Source organism: Mumia spirodelae, assembly GCF_050632745.1.
GTDB lineage: Bacteria > Actinomycetota > Actinomycetes > Propionibacteriales > Nocardioidaceae > Mumia.
The window spans coordinates 215,101-231,615 of record NZ_JBODSD010000004.1 but is presented as its reverse complement, the minus strand read 5'-3'; the positions used below and the strand labels follow the sequence as shown (position 1 = coordinate 231,615).

Here is a 16,515-nt window from a genome sequence, read left to right as displayed (position 1 = left end):
CCACGACGACGTCACGGCGGTGGCACCTGAGACACTGGCCTCATGGTGCAACCCCGCGACGTCGTCGTGCTCGGATCGACCGGCTCGATCGGGACGCAGGCGCTGGAGATCGTCGCCGCGAACCCAGGCCGGTTCCGCGTCGTCGGCATCGCCGCCGGGGGCAGCGACCCCGTCCTCCTCGCACAGCAGGCCATCGCGCACGAGGTCCAGGTCGTCGCCGTCGCCCAGGCCACCGCGGCCCAGGACGTACAGCTCGCGCTGTACGCCGAGGCGCAGCGCCGCGGCTACGCCGAGGGGCAGTACCGGCTCCCGCGCATCCTCGCCGGACCCGGCGCCGCGACCGAGCTGGCGGCCACCCCGTGCGACGTGGTCCTCAACGGCATCACCGGCGCCGTCGGCCTCGGACCCACGATCGCGGCGCTGGAGGCCGGGACGACGCTCGCGCTCGCCAACAAGGAGTCGTTGATCATCGGCGGCCCGGTCGTGACCGCGCTGGCGCGGCCCGGTCAGATCGTCCCGGTCGACTCCGAGCACTCCGCGATCGCGCAGGCGCTGCGCGGCGGCACCGCGGCCGAGGTGCGCCGCCTGGTCCTCACCGCGAGCGGCGGCCCCTTCCGCGGCCGGAGCCGTGACGAGCTCCGCGACGTGACGCCGGACCAGGCGCTGGCCCACCCCAACTTCGCGATGGGCCCCGTCATCACGGTCAACTCCGCGACCCTGGTCAACAAGGGGCTCGAGGTCATCGAGGCGCACCTGCTCTTCGACGTGCCGATGGACCGCGTCGACGTCGTCGTGCATCCGCAGCAGATGATCCACTCGATGGTCGAGTTCGTCGACGGCTCCACGCTCGCCCAGGCGTCGCCGCCGTCGATGCTGATCCCGATCGCCCTGGGCATGGGCTGGCCGGACCGCGTCCCCGACGCCGGGCCGGGATGCGACTGGACGCAGGCGTCGTCGTGGGAGTTCGCGCCGCTCGACGACACGGCGTTCCCGGCCGTCCGGCTCGCCCGCGAGGCAGGGGCCTTCGGGCGTACGGCGCCGGCGGTCTACAACGCCGCCAACGAGGAGTGCGTCGCCGCGTTCCTTGCCGGGAACCTTCCCTTCCTCTCGATCGTGGACACGGTGGGTGCCGTTCTGTCCGAGCACCTCACCGACCCGGGCGTACGCTCGGCCTCGGGGCCCTTGACGGCCGACGACGTCCTCGCAGCGGACGCCGCGGCCCGCGTACGGGCGCAGGAGCTGATGGCGGACGACGTCCGCACTTCACTGGAGGCATGATGAGCGCGACACCGTGGCTGTACGCCCTCGGCGTCGTCGTCCTGCTCGTCGGGATCGCCGTCTCCATCGCGCTCCACGAGCTCGGGCACCTGGTCCCGGCGAAGCTGTTCGGCACCAAGGTCACCCAGTACTTCATCGGCTTCGGCCGCACGGTCTGGTCCACCCGGCGCGGTGAGACCGAGTACGGCGTGAAGGCGATCCCGCTCGGCGGCTTCGTCAAGATCGTCGGGATGCTGCCGCCGCACCCCGGCGACGACCCGGGCACCGTGCGCCAGTCCAACACCGGCATGTTCACCCAGCTCGTCTCCGACGCCCGGACGGCGGAGTACGAGCACGTGACCGCCGCGGACGAGCCGCGCCTGTTCTACAAGCTGCCCTGGTGGAAGAAGGCGATCGTGATGGCCGGGGGACCGGTCGTCAACCTCGTGATCGCGTTCGTGCTGTTCGCCGCGCTGTTCATGACGATCCCCTCGCAGAACGTCGAGAACGCGACCACCACGGTCGAGACCGTGTCCGACTGCGCGATCCCGGCCGACGAGGCCGGGCGCAAGTGCACCGACGAGGACCCGGTCACGCCTGCCAAGCAGGCCGATCTCCAGCCCGGTGACGAGATCACGTCCTTCAACGGCACGCCGATCACCAGCTGGGACCAGCTCACCACGCTGATCCGCTCCAACGGCAACAACGCCGCCACGATCGAGTACGTCCGCGACGGCGTCGACCAGACCGTCACCGTCAACACGTCGGTGCAGCCGCGCCCGAGCCAGGGCGACCCCGACAAGACCGAGCGCGTCGGGTTCCTCGGCGTCAGCCCCGTCATCCCCGCGCAACGCGAGGACCTCGGCTTCGCGGTCGCGACGATGGGCGACATGACCGTGACCACGGTCAAGGCGATCGGCTCGCTGCCCGAGAAGATGGTCGAGGTGACCAAGGCCGCCTTCGGCGCCGAGCGCGGTCAGGACACCCCGATGAGCCCGGTCGGTGCCAGCCGGGTCGCCGGCGAGCTGACCTCCGCCGACGGGGCGACCTGGACCGACCGCGTCTTCAGCGTGGGGATGCTGCTCGCGGGGCTCAACCTCTTCATCGGTCTCTTCAACCTGATCCCGCTCCTCCCGCTCGACGGCGGCCACATCGCCGGCGCGCTGTGGGAGGGGCTGCGCAACGCGATCGCGCGCCTGCGCCGCCGGCCCGTCCCTGGACCCGTCGACGTCGCCAAGATGCTTCCCGTCGCGTACGCCGTGGGTGCCGTCCTCTTGGTGATGGGCGTCATCCTTGTCTACGTCGACATCGTGAACCCCGTACGCCTCACCTGAGGCCCGGACCGACCGCACTCGAGGAGATTCGTAGCCGCATGGACGTCAACCTGGGAATGCCGGCCGCCCCGCCGCCGGTGCTCCGGCCCCGTCGACCCAGCCGCAAGATCAAGGTCGGCAAGGTCGAGGTGGGGGGAGACGCGCCGATCTCGGTGCAGTCCATGACCACGACCCCGACGGTCGACGTCAACGCCACGCTCCAGCAGATCGCCGAGCTCACCGCGGCCGGCTGCGACATCGTCCGCGTCGCCTGCCCGAGCCAGGACGACGCCGAGGCGCTGCCCGACATCGCCCGCAAGTCGCAGATCCCGGTGATCGCGGACATCCACTTCCAGCCGAAGTACGTCTTCGCAGCGATCGAGGCCGGCTGTGCCGCCGTCCGCGTCAACCCGGGCAACATCCGCAAGTTCGACGATCAGGTCAAGGAGATCGCGCAGGCCGCGAAGGACCACGGCACGTCGATCCGGATCGGCGTCAACGCGGGCTCGCTCGACAAGCGGCTGCTCGAGAAGTACGGCAAGCCGACCCCGGAGGCGCTCGTGGAGTCCGCCGTCTGGGAGGCGTCGCTGTTCGAGGAGCACGACTTCCACGACTTCAAGATCTCGGTGAAGCACAACGACCCGGTCGTCATGGTCCGGGCCTACGAGCTGCTCGCCGAGAAGGGCGACTGGCCGCTGCACCTCGGCGTCACCGAGGCCGGCCCGGCGTTCCAGGGCACGATCAAGTCCGCGACCGCGTTCGGCGCGCTGCTGAGCCAGGGGATCGGCGACACGATCCGTGTCTCGCTGTCGGCCCCGCCGGTCGAGGAGGTCAAGGTCGGCATCCAGATCCTGCAGTCGCTCAACCTGCGGCCGCGCAAGCTCGAGATCGTCTCGTGCCCGTCGTGCGGCCGCGCGCAGGTCGACGTCTACACGCTCGCCGAGGAGGTCACCGCCGGTCTCGAGGGCATGGAGGTGCCGCTGCGCGTCGCGGTCATGGGCTGCGTCGTCAACGGTCCCGGCGAGGCCCGCGAGGCCGACCTGGGTGTGGCGTCGGGCAACGGCAAGGGCCAGATCTTCGTCAAGGGCGAGGTCATCAAGACGGTGCCGGAGTCCAAGATCGTGGAGACGCTGATCGAGGAGGCGATGCGGATCGCCGAGGAGATGGAGCCGGTCGAGGGCGCGTCGCCCGAGGTCGCGATCTCCTAGGTCACTCGCCGACGTCGCCGTGGGCGATCTCCACGGCGATGTCGAGGTGCCCGACGTGCCGTGCGTACTCCTGGACGAGGTGCAGGAGGATCCACGCGAGGTTCGGCGGGTCTGCCTCGAACCGCCCTCCGAGCGCGGCGACGTCGTCCAGCGACGCTGCGGCGGTGATCTCGCGCGACCGGGCGACCCGCTCCTCGAACCGCTCCCGGAGCACCGCGTACGACTCGTCGTCGGCGACGAACCAGCCTTCGGTCCCGGGCTGCTGGTCGCCCCACGGGTCGTCGACCTGGACGCCGAGGAAGCCCCACTCGAGCCAGCGCCGCTCGACGGCGGTCAGGTGCTTGAGCAGGCCGAGCGGGGTCCAGCCCGACGGCACGCGGCTTCGGACGCGGTCGGTCTCGGGGAGCGGGTCGAGCTTGCGGAGGAGCGCGTCGCGGTAGTGGTCGAGCTGACCCTCGACGATCGCGTGCGGGTCGCGTACGGTCGTCGGCGGCTCACCGAGCGGCTCGGAGGTCATGGTGCGCACCCTACGCCGGGCCGGGACCCGTGGTCGTCGGGGACACGGGCGGATAGGCTCGTCCCACCAACGGCGGGAGGAGGCCCGGTGCTGAGCACGGCCGCAGGCGTCCGCGTCCTGCGCGAGGCTGACATCCCCGCGCTGCAGGAGCTCATCGACCGCGACGCGATCGTCAACCTCTTCGTCGACCACCGCACCAGCAGCACCCGGCTGTCGCCGCGGTGGCTGGGCGGCGAGATGTGGGGCTACTTCGAGGACGACGCGCTCGTGTCGGCCTGCCACGTCGCCGCCAACTTCGTCCCGGTCGAGGCCACCCCGCAGGCCGTCGAGGCGTTCGCCGAACGGGCGCGCGTGATGGGGAGGCTGTCGTCGTCGATCGTCGGCCCGCGCGACGCCGCCGTCGGGCTGTGGGAGCGCCTCGAGGACACGTGGGGACCGGCGCGGTCGCTGCGGATGAACCAGCCGTTCCTCCAGATCGCCGGGGCGCCGCTGGTCACGCCCGACTGGCGCGTGCGCCCCGTCCTGATCGACGAGGTCGACATCCTCTATCCCGCCAGCGTCGCGATGTTCGAGGAGGAGGTCGGGGAGAGCCCCGAGCTTCCCGGACGCAACAGCTACCGTGCGCGGGTCACGCAGCTCGTCGCGCGCGGCTGGGCGTACGCGATCATCGAGGACGGCCAGGTGCTGTTCAAGGCGGAGGTCGGCTCGGCCTCCGCCAAGGGGTGCCAGATCCAGGGCGTGTACGTCGCTCCGGAGCACCGGGGGAGCGGCCTCGGCACTGCGGGCATGGCCGCAGTGGTCGAGCGGGCGCGCCGCGACGTCGCCCCGGTGGTGTCGCTGTACGTGAACGACTACAACGTGGCCGCCCGCACCGTGTACGACCGGGTGGGCTTCGTCCAGACGGCGACGTTCGCCTCGGTGCTGTTCTGATGCGTCGTACGCCTCTGGTCGGCGCCGTGACCGCGCTCGTCCTCGCGAGCGGGCTCGTGGCGTCGCCCGCCGACGCTGCGGCGCGGACGGTGAAGGACGCCCGGGGCGACGCCCTGCCGGCCCTCGACATCTCCTCGCTGCGGGTCCGCAACGCCGAGCACCGCGTCACGGTCACGCTGCGGATCCCTCGCCTGGAGCGTCGCCGCGTCGGCGGCGTCACGATCTTCCTCGGCCGCAAGGTGGCCGGCCGGCCCGAGTACGCGGCGTCGCGTGTCCGCCGTGGCGACGGCTGGCGTGCGACCTGGCAGGAGCTCGGCGAGAGCCGCCTGCGCTGCGAGGGTCTGCGCTGGCGCACCGCCCCGCGTCGCATCGTGCTGTCGGTCCCGCAGCGTTGCCTCGGCGCCAACCGTGCGGCGGTGCGGGTGCAGGTCGCCGTGTTCACCCGGGCGTACCTCCGCGGCGACGTCCCGGACGAGGTCCTGCTCGACCCCCGGCCGAGCCCGACCCTCCCGATCGACGGGGTGCCGAAGGTCCAGGGGACGCGGATGACACCCTGGGTCGCGTACCGCTGACCCCCGGAGGACACGATGACCCGACCTGCCCGTGACGTGACCGCGCTCGCTGCCCTGCTGGCTGGGATGGGGGTCGCGCACTTCGCGAAGCCGAAGCCCTTCGAGCGCATCGTCCCGAGGGCGCTGCCGGCCAAGCGGGCGCTGGTCCATGCGAGCGGCGTCGCCGAGGTCGCCTGCGCGGCGGGACTTCTGCACCCGCGGACGCGCAGGGCGGCGGGCTATGCGACGACGGCCCTGCTCGTCGCGGTGTTCCCGGCGAACGTCCAGATGGCGGCGGACGTGTCGCGCAGCCGCCGCGCGTCGACGGCGTTCAAGGTCGGCACGATCGCGCGCCTGCCGCTCCAGCTGCCGCTGATCCGGATCTCGTGGAAGGCGACCCGCGACCTCCGCTAGGATGCGGCGACCCGCGACCCCCGCCGGGCCATCCCCAGGAGCACCCCCATGATCCGTACCCTTCGGACCGCTGCCGTCGCCGCGGCCACCGTCGCCCTCGTCGTGACGGCCACCGCCGCGCCGGCGGCCGCCAAGACCCGCACGTTCGCCGACAAGAGCGAGGACGCCGTCGCCGCTCTCGACATCACCAAGGTCAAGGTCACCAACAAGAAGCACGCCGTCGTGGTCCGGATGACCGTGCCGGGCTTCAAGAAGTCGCAGCTCGGCGGCGTGATCGTCGCCATCCGCACCAAGGGAGCGGGACGCCCGATGTTCACCGCGATGAAGCTCCGCACGGACGCGTGGGCGCCGGTGGATCTCGTCGGCGAGGACGGCACGTCGTTCCCGTGCAAGGGCGACCGGGTCTCGTTCGGCAAGCGGTCGGTGACGGTGCGGGTGCCTCAGCGCTGCCTCGGCCTCAACAAGAAGGCGGTACGGGTCGGGGCTGCGCTCGCCGGCCGGGACTGGCTCACGATGGAGGAGGAGCCGAAGGAGGGGCCGGACGCCGTTCTCGACGTCTACCCGAAGCTCACCTCGGACAAGCTCTCCCCGTGGGTCCGCTACCGATGACCCGGACGCTGCGCCGCGCCGTCGTCGGCGCGGCGGCCGCGGCCCTGGGCGCCAGCGCCCTGGTCGTCACCGCGACCACGGCGCCGGCGGCCGCGAAGCCTCGTGCGTTCACCGACGAGCCCGGCGACGTCCCGGCCGCGCTCGACATCACCAAGGTGAAGGTCGCCAACACGAAGCATGCCGTCGTCGTGCGCCTGACGGTGCCCGGGCTGCGCCGCTCGCAGGTCGGACTCGTCTCCGTCGCGGTCAAGGCGCGCCACCGTCCGGTGTTCGTCGTGACCAAAGCCCGGTTCGACGGCCGCTGGCACCGCGTGTCGCTCGTCCGCCGGGACGTCGGCGCGGTCGTCCGGTGTCGCGACGACCGGGTGTCCTTCGGCGAGCGTTCGATCACGGTGCGCGTCCCGCACCGCTGCCTCGGCGGTGCACGAAGGGCCGTCCGCGTTCGGGCCGAGGTGCTGAGCCGCGCCTCCGTCTCGCAGCTCGGCGACCCGGCACCCGCGACGGGGGTCCCGAGCGACACCTATCCCGACAGCAGGACGGGCCTGTCGCCCTGGGTCCGTCGCCGCTGACCGGCGCGACCGGCCGTTAGGCTGGGCACCGCACGTCGCCTTCACCGCCTCACCCGATCCAGGAGTACGCCCGTGGTCACCCGCATGTCTCGTCTCTTCCTGCGCACCCTTCGCGAGGACCCGGCGGACGCGGAGGTCCCGTCCCACCGCCTCCTGGTCCGCGCGGGCTACGTCCGCCGCGCGGCGCCCGGCATCTACTCCTGGCTGCCGCTCGGCCTGAAGGTGCTGCGCAGGATCGAGACGATCGTGCGCGAGGAGATGGACCGGATGGGCGCGCAGGAGGTGTCGTTCCCGGCGCTGCTGCCGAAGGAGCCCTACGAGGCGACCGGCCGCTGGGAGGAGTACGGCGACAACCTCTTCCGTCTCCAGGACCGCCGCGACGTCGACATGCTGCTCGGTCCGACGCACGAGGAGATGTTCACGCTCCTCGTCAAGGACCTGTACTCGTCGTACAAGGACCTCCCGCTCTCGATCTACCAGATCCAGACGAAGTACCGCGACGAGGCGCGTCCTCGTGCCGGCCTGCTGCGCGGACGTGAGTTCGTGATGAAGGACTCCTACTCCTTCGACGTGACCGACGACGGTCTCGACCGCTCGTACGCCGAGCACCGCGAGGCCTACATCCGGATCTTCGACCGCCTCGGCCTCGACTACGTGATCGTGCAGGCGATGTCGGGGGCGATGGGCGGCTCGGCCAGCGAGGAGTTCCTCGCCAACGCGGTCAACGGGGAGGACACCTACGTCCGCTCGCCGGGCGGCTACGCGGCCAACGTCGAGGCGGTCCGGACCGTCGCGCCCGCGCCGCTCGACGACGAGGCGATCGCGGCCCTCCCGGCCGCGCACGTCGAGGACACGCCGGACACCCCGACGATCGAGACGCTCGTGGCGCTGGCCAACGAGCGGTTCCCGCGTGAGGACCGCCCCTGGACGGCCGCCGACACCCTCAAGAACGTGGTCGTGTGGGTCCGCCAGCCCGACGGCAGCCGCGAGGTCCTCGTCGTCGGCATCCCCGGTGACCGTGAGCTCGACGTGAAGCGGCTCGAGGCGCAGCTCGCTCCCGGCGAGATCGACGCGTTCGAGGACGGCGACTTCGCCAAGCACCCCGCGCTCGTGCGCGGCTACATCGGCCCGCAGGCGCTGGGGGAGGAGTCGGACTCCGGCATCCGCTTCCTCGCCGACCCGCGGGTCGTCCGCGGCTCGGCGTGGCTCACCGGGGCCAACGAGCCCGGCAAGCACGTGTTCGACCTCGTGTGCGGACGCGACTTCACGCCCGACGGCGTCGTCGAGGCGGCCGAGGTGCGCCCGGGGGACCCGGCTCCCGACGGCTCCGGACCGCTCGAGCTCGCGCGCGGCATCGAGATGGGGCACATCTTCCAGCTCGGCCGCAAGTACGCCGACGCACTCGGTCTCCAGGTGCTGGACGAGAACGGCAAGCTCGTGACGGTCACGATGGGCTCGTACGGCATCGGTGTCTCGCGCGCCGTCGCCGCGATCGTCGAGAACAGCCACGACGAGGCGGGCATCGTCTGGCCGGCCGAGGTGGCGCCGTACGACGTCCACCTGGTCGCGACCGGCAAGGACGCCGAGGTCTTCGACGCCGCGGCCGAGCTCGCCGGCGACCTGGAGGCGGCCGGGATCGACGTCCTCTACGACGACCGTCCCAAGGTCTCGCCCGGCGTCAAGTTCAAGGACGCCGAGCTGATCGGCGTCCCGACGATCGTCGTCGTCGGGCGGGGTCTCGCCGAGGGCGTCGTCGAGGTCAAGGACCGCAAGACGGGCGTCCGCGAGAACGTGCCGCTGGACGACGTCGTCGCGGTGCTGCGGGAGCGCGTGGCCCGCTGAGCCGCCGCCCGCTCCTCAGATCCCGAGGAGCGGGTTGACCCGGTCGAGGACGAGCATGTCGGCGACCGTGCCGTCGCGACGCACCGTGCCGGCACGTTCGGACCCCGCCATCTCGAACCCGCACGCGCGTGCCACGTCGAGCGAGGCCCGGTTGCCCTCGTCGATGCGCACGTACGCGCGCAGCGCCCCGAGCCCGCCGCGGTCGCGCGGCGTGAAGGCGTGCTCGACCACGAGCTCGACCGCGTCGCGGGCGTAGCCCTTGCCGCGCTCCTCAGGGTGCAGCCAGTAGCCGATCTCGACGCCGGTGTCGCCGCGGTGGGGGATCCCCACCGCGCCCAGCAGCTCGTCGGTCACGGAGTCGACCAGCGCCCAGGAGAACGCGGCGCCGCTGGCTGCCGCGTCGAGCGTCGACGTGCGGAACTCCTCGGCGTCGCGCAGCCGGTACGGCGAGGGGAACGACGGCATCCAGCGCTGGACGGCGTCGTCGTTGCCGCCCTCGACGACCCGCTCGTCGTCGACCGGGTCGAGGGGGCGCGCGGACACCCGGGGACCGCGCAGCGTCGGCAGCGACCACCAGAGCGTGGACGGCTCCCGCGCATCGTCACGGTGCAGCGTCGCGACCCACCCGTCGCAGTAGTCGCCGCGCTCGTACAACCAGCGGCGCACCGTCCCGCCGAAGGTGAAGCCGCACCTCCAGACCAGCTTGCGCGACGCCCAGTTGCCGTGGTCGGCCCACCAGATCACCGTGTGCAGGCCGAGCGTGTCGAACGCGTGGCCGAGCAGCAGCTGCAGCGCCGACGTCATCACACCGCGCCTGCGCGCCGAGGGGTGGGCCACGAAGCCGATGTCGGCACGCCCGGAACCGGCGTCGCGGAGCGTGACCGTCCCGGCGTAGCGCGGCACGCCGTCGGCGCCCGGTGCCTCGACGGCGAAGGCGTGCTCGGTCGCCGTGCGCCACCCGTCGGGCACCATCTCGGTCACGAACCCTGTGCCCATCGCGGCGTCGTACCCGAGCGGGATCGTCGTCCACCGCAGCGTCTCGATGTCACGGCACTGCTCGACGAGGGCGTCGACGTCGGCGGTGCGGTGCGCCCGCAGCGTCACGCCGCCGTCGGTGAGGACCGGCACGTCCTCAGGGAAGCGGAGGGGTTCGAACGGCATGCCGTGCAGTCTCGCACGGGGGTACGGCCGTGGTGCCGGCGTCGTCCCCGGGCCGGCGTCACTCCGTGCCGGGAAGCGCCGTGGGGTCGCCGCCCCAGGCGAGAAGCGCCGAAGCGGACTCGCTCACGGCGTCGCACGCGTACGCCCGTCGCTCGCCCTCGGTCGGTCCGACGACAGCCAGCCAGCTGCGGACGAGTCCGGACTCGACCTGCTGGGCGACGCGGCGCGCGTCGGCGGCGGTGTTCACCGGTCCGGTCGTGTACGCGGGCTCGGCGTCGACCGGCGCCTGCTCGTCCTTCACGAGCCAGGCGATGAGGTCGTCGCGGCGCTTGCGGTGCAGGGTGAACGCGGTGGCCGCCTGGCGCTGGACGGGGGTCTGGGCGTCGAGCCGGCCGGCGACGAGGCCGTAGGCGTAGACCGCCGCGTGCTCGCCGGCGAGGGCGTTCTGGAGCGCGTCGGTCGGATCGGTCTCGACCGCGTCGGGATCCTCGTCGTGCGTCTTCACAGCGCGCTCCTCGCTGAGCGGAGGACGAGGACGTCCTGCCCGTCGCCGGCGGCGACCGAGGCGAGCAGGCGCGCGACGCCCTGGTCGGTCGCGCGCACGCAGTCGGCGGCGCGTGCCTGCTGCGCCGTACGGCTCTGCGTCGCGAGGGCGTTCAGGGCCGCGGCGGGACGCGCGGGGACGGCAGGGGTCGGGGGAGCGGTGGCGCGGGACGTGGTGTCCTCGGAGCTCGCGGTGGGGGCGCCCCCGGCCTCGGCGCCGAGCGCACGGTCGAGCGCGGCCAGGCGCTCCTGCGTGCGGGCGGTGACGGGAGCGAGGGTCGCCGCGAGACCTGCGTGCGTCTGCGCCGTCTGCTGCACCGCGGCGAGCAGGGTGGACTCGTCCTCGCGGGCGGCCGTGAGCAGCGCCCGGTCCGGGTGCACCTCCGGTGCCGGCGTCTCGGGTGTCCGGTCCAGCCAGGAGCAGCCCGTCGCCGACGCGAGGGCGGCGAGGCCGGCGCCCACCAGCAGCGGGCGGCGTCCGACCCCAGGGCGCGGCGGCGACGATCCGAGACTCACGGGGCGAACCTACCGGAGCGGGGGCGCGCACCGGGTCGCCCGGCGGTGCGCACGCGTCGGGACCGCCTAGACTTGGCTCAGATCGATGCAGCGGCACCCGTGAGGACGACCCTCGCGGCACAACAGAAGACGGAGGCGTGCCTTGGCTACGACACCGGTCCCCGACAGCCTCCAGGAGCTGCTGGACGAGATCGCCACTTCCCACGGCATGGACCTCGATGCCGTCGAGCTCACCGGAGGACGCGTGCTGCGCGTCGTGCTCGACGCCGAGGGTGGGCTGACGCTCGACGATCTGGCCGAGGTCACCCGCGCGATCTCCGCAGCACTGGACTCGACAGACCCGCTCGGTCCCAGCCCGTACACGCTCGAGGTCACCTCGCGCGGCACCAGCCGCCCGCTGACCCTGCCCCGTCACTGGGCCCGCAACGTCGGCCGCCTGGTGAAGGTCACGCCGGTCGAAGGCGCCCAGCTCACCGGCCGCATCGTCTCCGCCGACGATGCGGGAGCGGTCGTCCGCACCGAGACTGGGGATCGAGACGTCGCGTACGCGGACGTGAAGAAGGCCAAGATCGAGCCCGAGCTCAATCGGAAGGACGTCTGATGGACATCGACATGGCGGTGCTCCGCACGCTGGAGCACGAGAAGGACCTGCCGCTGGACGTCGTGGTGACGGCCATCGAGCAGGCGCTCCTCGTCGCGTACCACCGGACGCCGGGTGCCCGCAGCAACGCCCGCGTCGAGCTCGACCGCAAGTCCGGCCACGTGGTCGTGTGGGCGCGGGACCGGGTCGAGGGCGAGACGGGCTTCACGCTCACCGAGGAGTTCGAGGACACCCCGAGCGACTTCGGCCGGATCGCGGCCACCACGGCGAAGCAGATCATCCTGCAGCGGCTGCGCGACGCGGAGGACGAGCAGCGGTTCGGCGAGTTCTCGGCACGCGAGGGCGACGTCGTCTCCGGCGTGGTCCAGCAGGGACGCGAGCCCGGCGACGTACTCGTCGACCTCGGGCGCGTCGAGGCCCTCCTCCCGGTCGCCGAAAGGGTGCCGGGGGAGTCGTACGACCACGGCGACCGCATCAAGGCGCTCGTCACGAGCGTGCGGCGGGGACCGCGCGGCCCGCAGGTCCAGGTCTCGCGCACGCACCCGACCCTCGTGAAGAAGCTCTTCGCCCTCGAGGTCCCCGAGATCGCCGACGGCACCGTCGAGATCGCGGGCATCGCGCGCGAGGCGGGGCACCGGACCAAGATCGCGGTGCGTTCGACCGTTCAGGGCGTCAACGCCAAGGGCGCGTCGATCGGTCCGATGGGCCAGCGCGTCCGCAACGTGATGTCGGAGCTGCACGGCGAGAAGATCGACATCGTCGACTTCTCCGAGGAGCCCACCGAGTACATCGCGCACGCGCTCTCGCCGGCGCAGGTGACGTCGGTCACGGTCGTCGACGCCGACGCGAAGGCCGCGAGGGTCGTCGTCCCCGACTTCCAGCTGTCCCTCGCGATCGGCAAGGAGGGCCAGAACGCCCGGCTCGCCGCGCGGCTGACCGGCTGGCGGATCGACATCCGGCCGGACACCGAGGTTCCGGAGGGCGGCGCGAGCGCCTGATCCACGGTCGACGATCGTCCGTGCACCACGGGGTGCGCGACAGTCCCATGGCCGACCCGCTAGACTGAATGACGGTGAATCACTCGACTCCGTCCGGTGGCGCGGCGCAAGGCGTGTCGTCGGACATCCCGGTACGTGTGCGGCCTGTCCGTACCTGCATCGGGTGCCGAGCTCGAGTCGACAGATCCGATCTGGTTCGGGTCGTGGCGGTCCACGGTGAGACGAGCACCCTCGTCACGCCAGACCTCCGCGGTTCGGCACCGGGACGCGGGGCGCACCTGCACCTCGACGTCGCGTGCCTCGACCGCGCGACCCAGCGCAAGGCGTTCGCACGGGCCCTCCGGGTGGAGGGACCGCTGGACACCGGGCCGCTGGACGCGTACGTCCGAGAATCGACCAGAAAGACGCAGCCGGCGCCGCCGACAGGTGGCGCATAGACAGAAGTGGAGCACGCGCTCATGAGCACTCGATGAGTTCCGTTCGATGAGCATGCACATCAACTAGCGGTCTGCGCCTGCGGGCTCGGACCGCCCCTGAAGGAGAGCAGTGGCAAAGGTCCGAGTCCATGAACTCGCCAAGGAGTTCGGAGTCACCAGCAAGGAAGTCCTGTCGGCTCTGAACGACATGGGCGAGTACGTCCGTTCTGCCTCTTCGACCGTCGAGCCGCCGGTGATCCGGCGACTGACCGAGAAGTACGGCGACGACTTCCGCGCCAAGGGCGCGAAGAAGACCTCCAAGAGGCCCGCGCCGGCCAAGCCGGCGCCCGTGGCCGAGTCCGGCGCGCCTGCGGCGGCCGAGCCCGCGACGAAGCCCGCGCCGACGCCTGGTGCGCCGACGCCGGGTCCCCGCAAGAAGGCCGAGGCCCCCGCGGCCGAGGCACCCCCGGCGGCTGCGCCTGCAGCCCCCGAGGCACCCGTGGCTGCGCCCGCGGAGCCGGCGGCTCCCGCGGCCCCGGCCGCACCGAAGCCCAGCGGCCCGCGTCCGGCACCTCGCCCGGCGCCGCGTCCCGAGGCCCCGGCCGCACGCTCCGAGGCCCCGCGCCCCGGTGCGCCCGCGCCGCGTCCTGGCGCGCCCGGCCGTCCGGGTCCGCGTCCCGGTGGCAGCGCCGGCGGCGCTGGCCGCCCGGGTGGTCCGCGTCCCGGCAACAACCCGTTCTCGTCGACCCAGGGCATGCAGCGCCCGGGTCGTGGCGACGGCGGCGGCACCCGCGAGGGCGCCCCGCGTGACGGTCAGCGCGAGGGCGGTCCCCGTCCTGGCATGCCGCCGCGCCCGCCGGCCTCGCGCGACGGTGCCCCGGCACCGCGTCCGGGCATGCCGCGCCCCAACCCGGCGATGATGCCCAAGCAGAGCTCGATCGGCGGCCCCGCACGCGGTGCCGGTGGTCGCGGCCGCGGTGGTGCCCCGGCGGGCGCCGGTCGCCCCGGTGGCGGCGGCGGTCGTCCCGGTGCCGGCGGCGGTGCCGGCGGTGGCGGTCCGCGTCCCGGCGGCTTCGCCGGTGGCGGTGGCCGTCCCGGTCCCGGTCGCGGTGGTCGTGGCGGCACGCAGGGAGCGTTCGGTCGCCCCGGCGGCCCGGCGCGCCGCGGACGCAAGAGCAAGCGCGCGAAGCGTCAGGAATTCGACCAGATGCAGGCGCCCGCGGTCGGCGGTGTCCGCGTCCGCAAGGGCGAGGGCCAGACGATCCGGCTGCCGCGCGGTGCGTCGCTGACCGACTTCGCCGAGAAGATCGGCGTCGACGCGGCGTCGCTCGTGCAGGTGCTGTTCGCCCTGGGCGAGATGGTCACCGCGACCCAGTCGGTCAACGACGAGGTCCTGCAGATCCTGGGCGAGGAGCTCAACTACGACGTCCAGGTCGTCTCGCCCGAGGACGAGGACCGCGAGCTGCTCGAGTCGTTCCAGATCGAGTTCGGCAACGACGAGGGTGACGAGGCCGACCTCGCCCCGCGTCCGCCGGTGGTCACCGTCATGGGTCACGTCGACCACGGCAAGACCAAGCTGCTCGACGCCATCCGCTCGGCCAACGTGGTCGACAAGGAGGCCGGCGGCATCACCCAGCACATCGGTGCCTACCAGGTGGCCACGGAGGTCGACGGCGCCGAGCGTCGCATCACCTTCATCGACACCCCGGGTCACGAGGCGTTCACCGCCATGCGTGCCCGCGGTGCCCAGGCGACCGACATCGCGGTGCTGGTGGTCGCGGCCGACGACGGCGTGATGCCGCAGACGGTCGAGGCGCTGAACCACGCGAAGGCGGCCGGCGTGCCGATCGTCGTCGCGGTCAACAAGATCGACAAGCCCGACTCGGACCCGACCAAGGTCCGCGGCCAGCTCACCGAGTACGGCCTCGTGCCGGAGGAGTACGGCGGCGACACGATGTTCGTCGACGTCTCCGCGAAGTCGCAGCTCAACATCGACGGGCTGCTCGAGTCCATCGTGCTGACCGCCGACGCGTCGCTCGACCTGCGCGCCAACCCGCACCAGGCTGCGGAGGGCATCGCGATCGAGGCGCACCTCGACCGCGGTCGTGGTCCGGTGGCCACGGTGCTCGTCCAGCGCGGCACGCTCAAGGTCGGCGACTCGATGGTCGCCGGCCCGGCCCACGGCCGCGTCCGCGCCATGCTCGACGAGCACGGTGACAACGTCGAGCAGGCCGACCCGTCCCGTCCTGTCCTCGTGCTCGGCCTCACGGCCGTGCCCGGCGCCGGTGACAACTTCATGGTGGTCTCCGACGACCGGATGGCCCGGCAGATCGCCGAGAAGCGCGAGGCGCGCGAGCGCAACGCCGCTCTCGCGCAGCGTGCCGGCCGCCGGACGCTCGAGGACTTCATGCAGCACATGGAGAAGGGCGAGACCGACGAGCTGCTCCTCATCCTCAAGGGTGACGGATCCGGCTCGGTCGAGGCCCTCGAGGACGCGCTGAGCAAGATCGACGTCGGCGACGACGTCGCGCTGCGGGTCATCGACCGCGGTGTCGGTGCGATCACCGAGACCAACGTGATGCTCGCGGCCGCGTCGAACGCCGTCATCATCGGCTTCAACGTCCGTCCGCAGGGCAAGGCGACCGAGGTCGCCGACCGCGAGGGTGTCGAGATCCGCTACTACTCGGTCATCTACCAGGCGATCGACGAGATCGAGGCGGCGCTCAAGGGCATGCTCAAGCCGGAGTTCGAGGAGGCCCAGCTCGGCCGTGCGGAGATCCGCGAGATCTTCCGCTCGTCCAAGATCGGCAACATCGCCGGCTGCATGGTCACCTCCGGCTCGATCCGCAGGAACTCCAAGGCGCGGCTGCTGCGTGACGGCGCTGTCGTCGCGGACAACCTCGACATCTCGAGCCTGCGCCGCGAGCGCGATGACGTCACCGAGGTCCGCGAGGGCTTCGAGTGCGGCATGACGCTCAAGGGGTTCAACGACATCAAGATCGGCGACATCATCGAGACGTTCGAGATGCGAGAGATTCCACGGGGCTGAGACCGAACGGTCATGGCTGAG

17 protein-coding genes are annotated in these 16,515 nt (G+C 72.3%); 13 read left to right on the top strand and 4 right to left on the bottom strand.

Annotated features, from left to right (window positions below; translation table 11 throughout):
- Positions 1–42: 42 nt before the first annotated feature.
- The 3 genes from dxr to ispG are packed head-to-tail and all read left to right on the top strand — an operon-like array spanning position 43 to position 3,778.
- Positions 43–1,278 (top strand): 1-deoxy-D-xylulose-5-phosphate reductoisomerase, encoded by a 1,236-nt coding sequence (dxr, locus tag ACQSSQ_RS19035; protein WP_431328697.1) that lies wholly within the window; start codon positions 43–45, stop codon positions 1,276–1,278.
- Entirely contained in the window at positions 1,278–2,591 is a 1,314-nt protein-coding gene (locus ACQSSQ_RS19030) for a M50 family metallopeptidase (protein ID WP_431328696.1), read from the top strand. Before dxr ends, ACQSSQ_RS19030 begins: the two co-directional genes overlap by 1 nt.
- A 38-nt stretch (positions 2,592–2,629) precedes the next feature.
- Complete coding sequence (ispG, locus tag ACQSSQ_RS19025) at positions 2,630–3,778, top strand: flavodoxin-dependent (E)-4-hydroxy-3-methylbut-2-enyl-diphosphate synthase (RefSeq protein WP_431328695.1); 1,149 nt, start codon at positions 2,630–2,632, stop codon at positions 3,776–3,778.
- A gap of 1 nt (position 3,779) precedes the next feature.
- Here the strand turns inward: ispG and ACQSSQ_RS19020 are convergent, their stop codons facing one another.
- On the bottom strand, positions 3,780–4,295 hold the full coding sequence (locus ACQSSQ_RS19020) for a DinB family protein (RefSeq protein WP_431328694.1): 516 nt from the start codon (positions 4,293–4,295) through the stop codon (positions 3,780–3,782).
- Positions 4,296–4,382: 87 nt separating this feature from the next.
- Here ACQSSQ_RS19020 and ACQSSQ_RS19015 point away from each other — a divergent pair, with 87 nt between their 5' ends.
- The 6 genes from ACQSSQ_RS19015 (at position 4,383) to ACQSSQ_RS18990 (ending at position 9,210) form a co-directional block, all read left to right on the top strand.
- Positions 4,383–5,225 carry a GNAT family N-acetyltransferase gene (locus tag ACQSSQ_RS19015; RefSeq protein ID WP_431328693.1) on the top strand — a complete coding sequence of 281 codons (843 nt, stop codon included), beginning with the start codon at positions 4,383–4,385 and terminating at the stop codon, positions 5,223–5,225.
- Positions 5,225–5,797, top strand: coding sequence for a hypothetical protein (locus tag ACQSSQ_RS19010; RefSeq protein ID WP_431328692.1), 573 nt, complete (start codon positions 5,225–5,227; stop codon positions 5,795–5,797). Before ACQSSQ_RS19015 ends, ACQSSQ_RS19010 begins: the two co-directional genes overlap by 1 nt.
- Before the next feature lie 15 nt (positions 5,798–5,812).
- A complete protein-coding gene (locus ACQSSQ_RS19005; RefSeq protein WP_431328691.1) occupies positions 5,813–6,190 on the top strand; it encodes a DoxX family protein in 378 nt (125 codons plus the stop codon).
- Between the two features lie 48 nt (positions 6,191–6,238).
- Complete coding sequence (locus ACQSSQ_RS19000; RefSeq protein WP_431328690.1) at positions 6,239–6,799, top strand: hypothetical protein; 561 nt, start codon at positions 6,239–6,241, stop codon at positions 6,797–6,799.
- Positions 6,781–7,368: a hypothetical protein gene (locus tag ACQSSQ_RS18995; protein ID WP_431328689.1), complete on the top strand. Its 588-nt coding sequence runs from the start codon at positions 6,781–6,783 to the stop codon at positions 7,366–7,368. Before ACQSSQ_RS19000 ends, ACQSSQ_RS18995 begins: the two co-directional genes overlap by 19 nt.
- Before the next feature lie 72 nt (positions 7,369–7,440).
- Positions 7,441–9,210: a proline--tRNA ligase gene (locus ACQSSQ_RS18990; protein WP_431328688.1), complete on the top strand. Its 1,770-nt coding sequence runs from the start codon at positions 7,441–7,443 to the stop codon at positions 9,208–9,210.
- A 15-nt stretch (positions 9,211–9,225) separates the two neighbouring features.
- On the opposite strand, the gene ACQSSQ_RS18985 is transcribed toward ACQSSQ_RS18990, so the two are convergent.
- The 3 genes from ACQSSQ_RS18985 to ACQSSQ_RS18975 are packed head-to-tail and all read right to left on the bottom strand — an operon-like array spanning position 9,226 to position 11,430.
- Positions 9,226–10,371 (bottom strand): GNAT family N-acetyltransferase, encoded by a 1,146-nt coding sequence (locus ACQSSQ_RS18985; RefSeq protein WP_431328687.1) that lies wholly within the window; start codon positions 10,369–10,371, stop codon positions 9,226–9,228.
- A 58-nt stretch (positions 10,372–10,429) separates the two neighbouring features.
- Complete coding sequence (locus tag ACQSSQ_RS18980; protein WP_431328686.1) at positions 10,430–10,876, bottom strand: ferritin-like domain-containing protein; 447 nt, start codon at positions 10,874–10,876, stop codon at positions 10,430–10,432.
- Positions 10,873–11,430 (bottom strand): hypothetical protein, encoded by a 558-nt coding sequence (locus ACQSSQ_RS18975; protein WP_431328685.1) that lies wholly within the window; start codon positions 11,428–11,430, stop codon positions 10,873–10,875. The genes ACQSSQ_RS18980 and ACQSSQ_RS18975 overlap by 4 nt, the downstream gene beginning before the upstream one ends.
- A 142-nt stretch (positions 11,431–11,572) precedes the next feature.
- Between ACQSSQ_RS18975 and rimP the strand changes: the two genes are divergently transcribed.
- The 4 genes from rimP (at position 11,573) to infB (ending at position 16,494) form a co-directional block, all read left to right on the top strand.
- Positions 11,573–12,031, top strand: coding sequence for a ribosome maturation factor RimP (rimP, locus tag ACQSSQ_RS18970; protein WP_431328684.1), 459 nt, complete (start codon positions 11,573–11,575; stop codon positions 12,029–12,031).
- Positions 12,031–13,029 carry a transcription termination factor NusA gene (gene nusA, locus ACQSSQ_RS18965; RefSeq protein WP_431328683.1) on the top strand — a complete coding sequence of 333 codons (999 nt, stop codon included), beginning with the start codon at positions 12,031–12,033 and terminating at the stop codon, positions 13,027–13,029. Before rimP ends, nusA begins: the two co-directional genes overlap by 1 nt.
- A gap of 68 nt (positions 13,030–13,097) precedes the next feature.
- Positions 13,098–13,466: a YlxR family protein gene (locus ACQSSQ_RS18960; protein WP_431328682.1), complete on the top strand. Its 369-nt coding sequence runs from the start codon at positions 13,098–13,100 to the stop codon at positions 13,464–13,466.
- A gap of 109 nt (positions 13,467–13,575) precedes the next feature.
- Positions 13,576–16,494 (top strand): translation initiation factor IF-2, encoded by a 2,919-nt coding sequence (infB, locus tag ACQSSQ_RS18955; RefSeq protein ID WP_431328681.1) that lies wholly within the window; start codon positions 13,576–13,578, stop codon positions 16,492–16,494.
- Positions 16,495–16,515 lie beyond the last annotated feature (21 nt).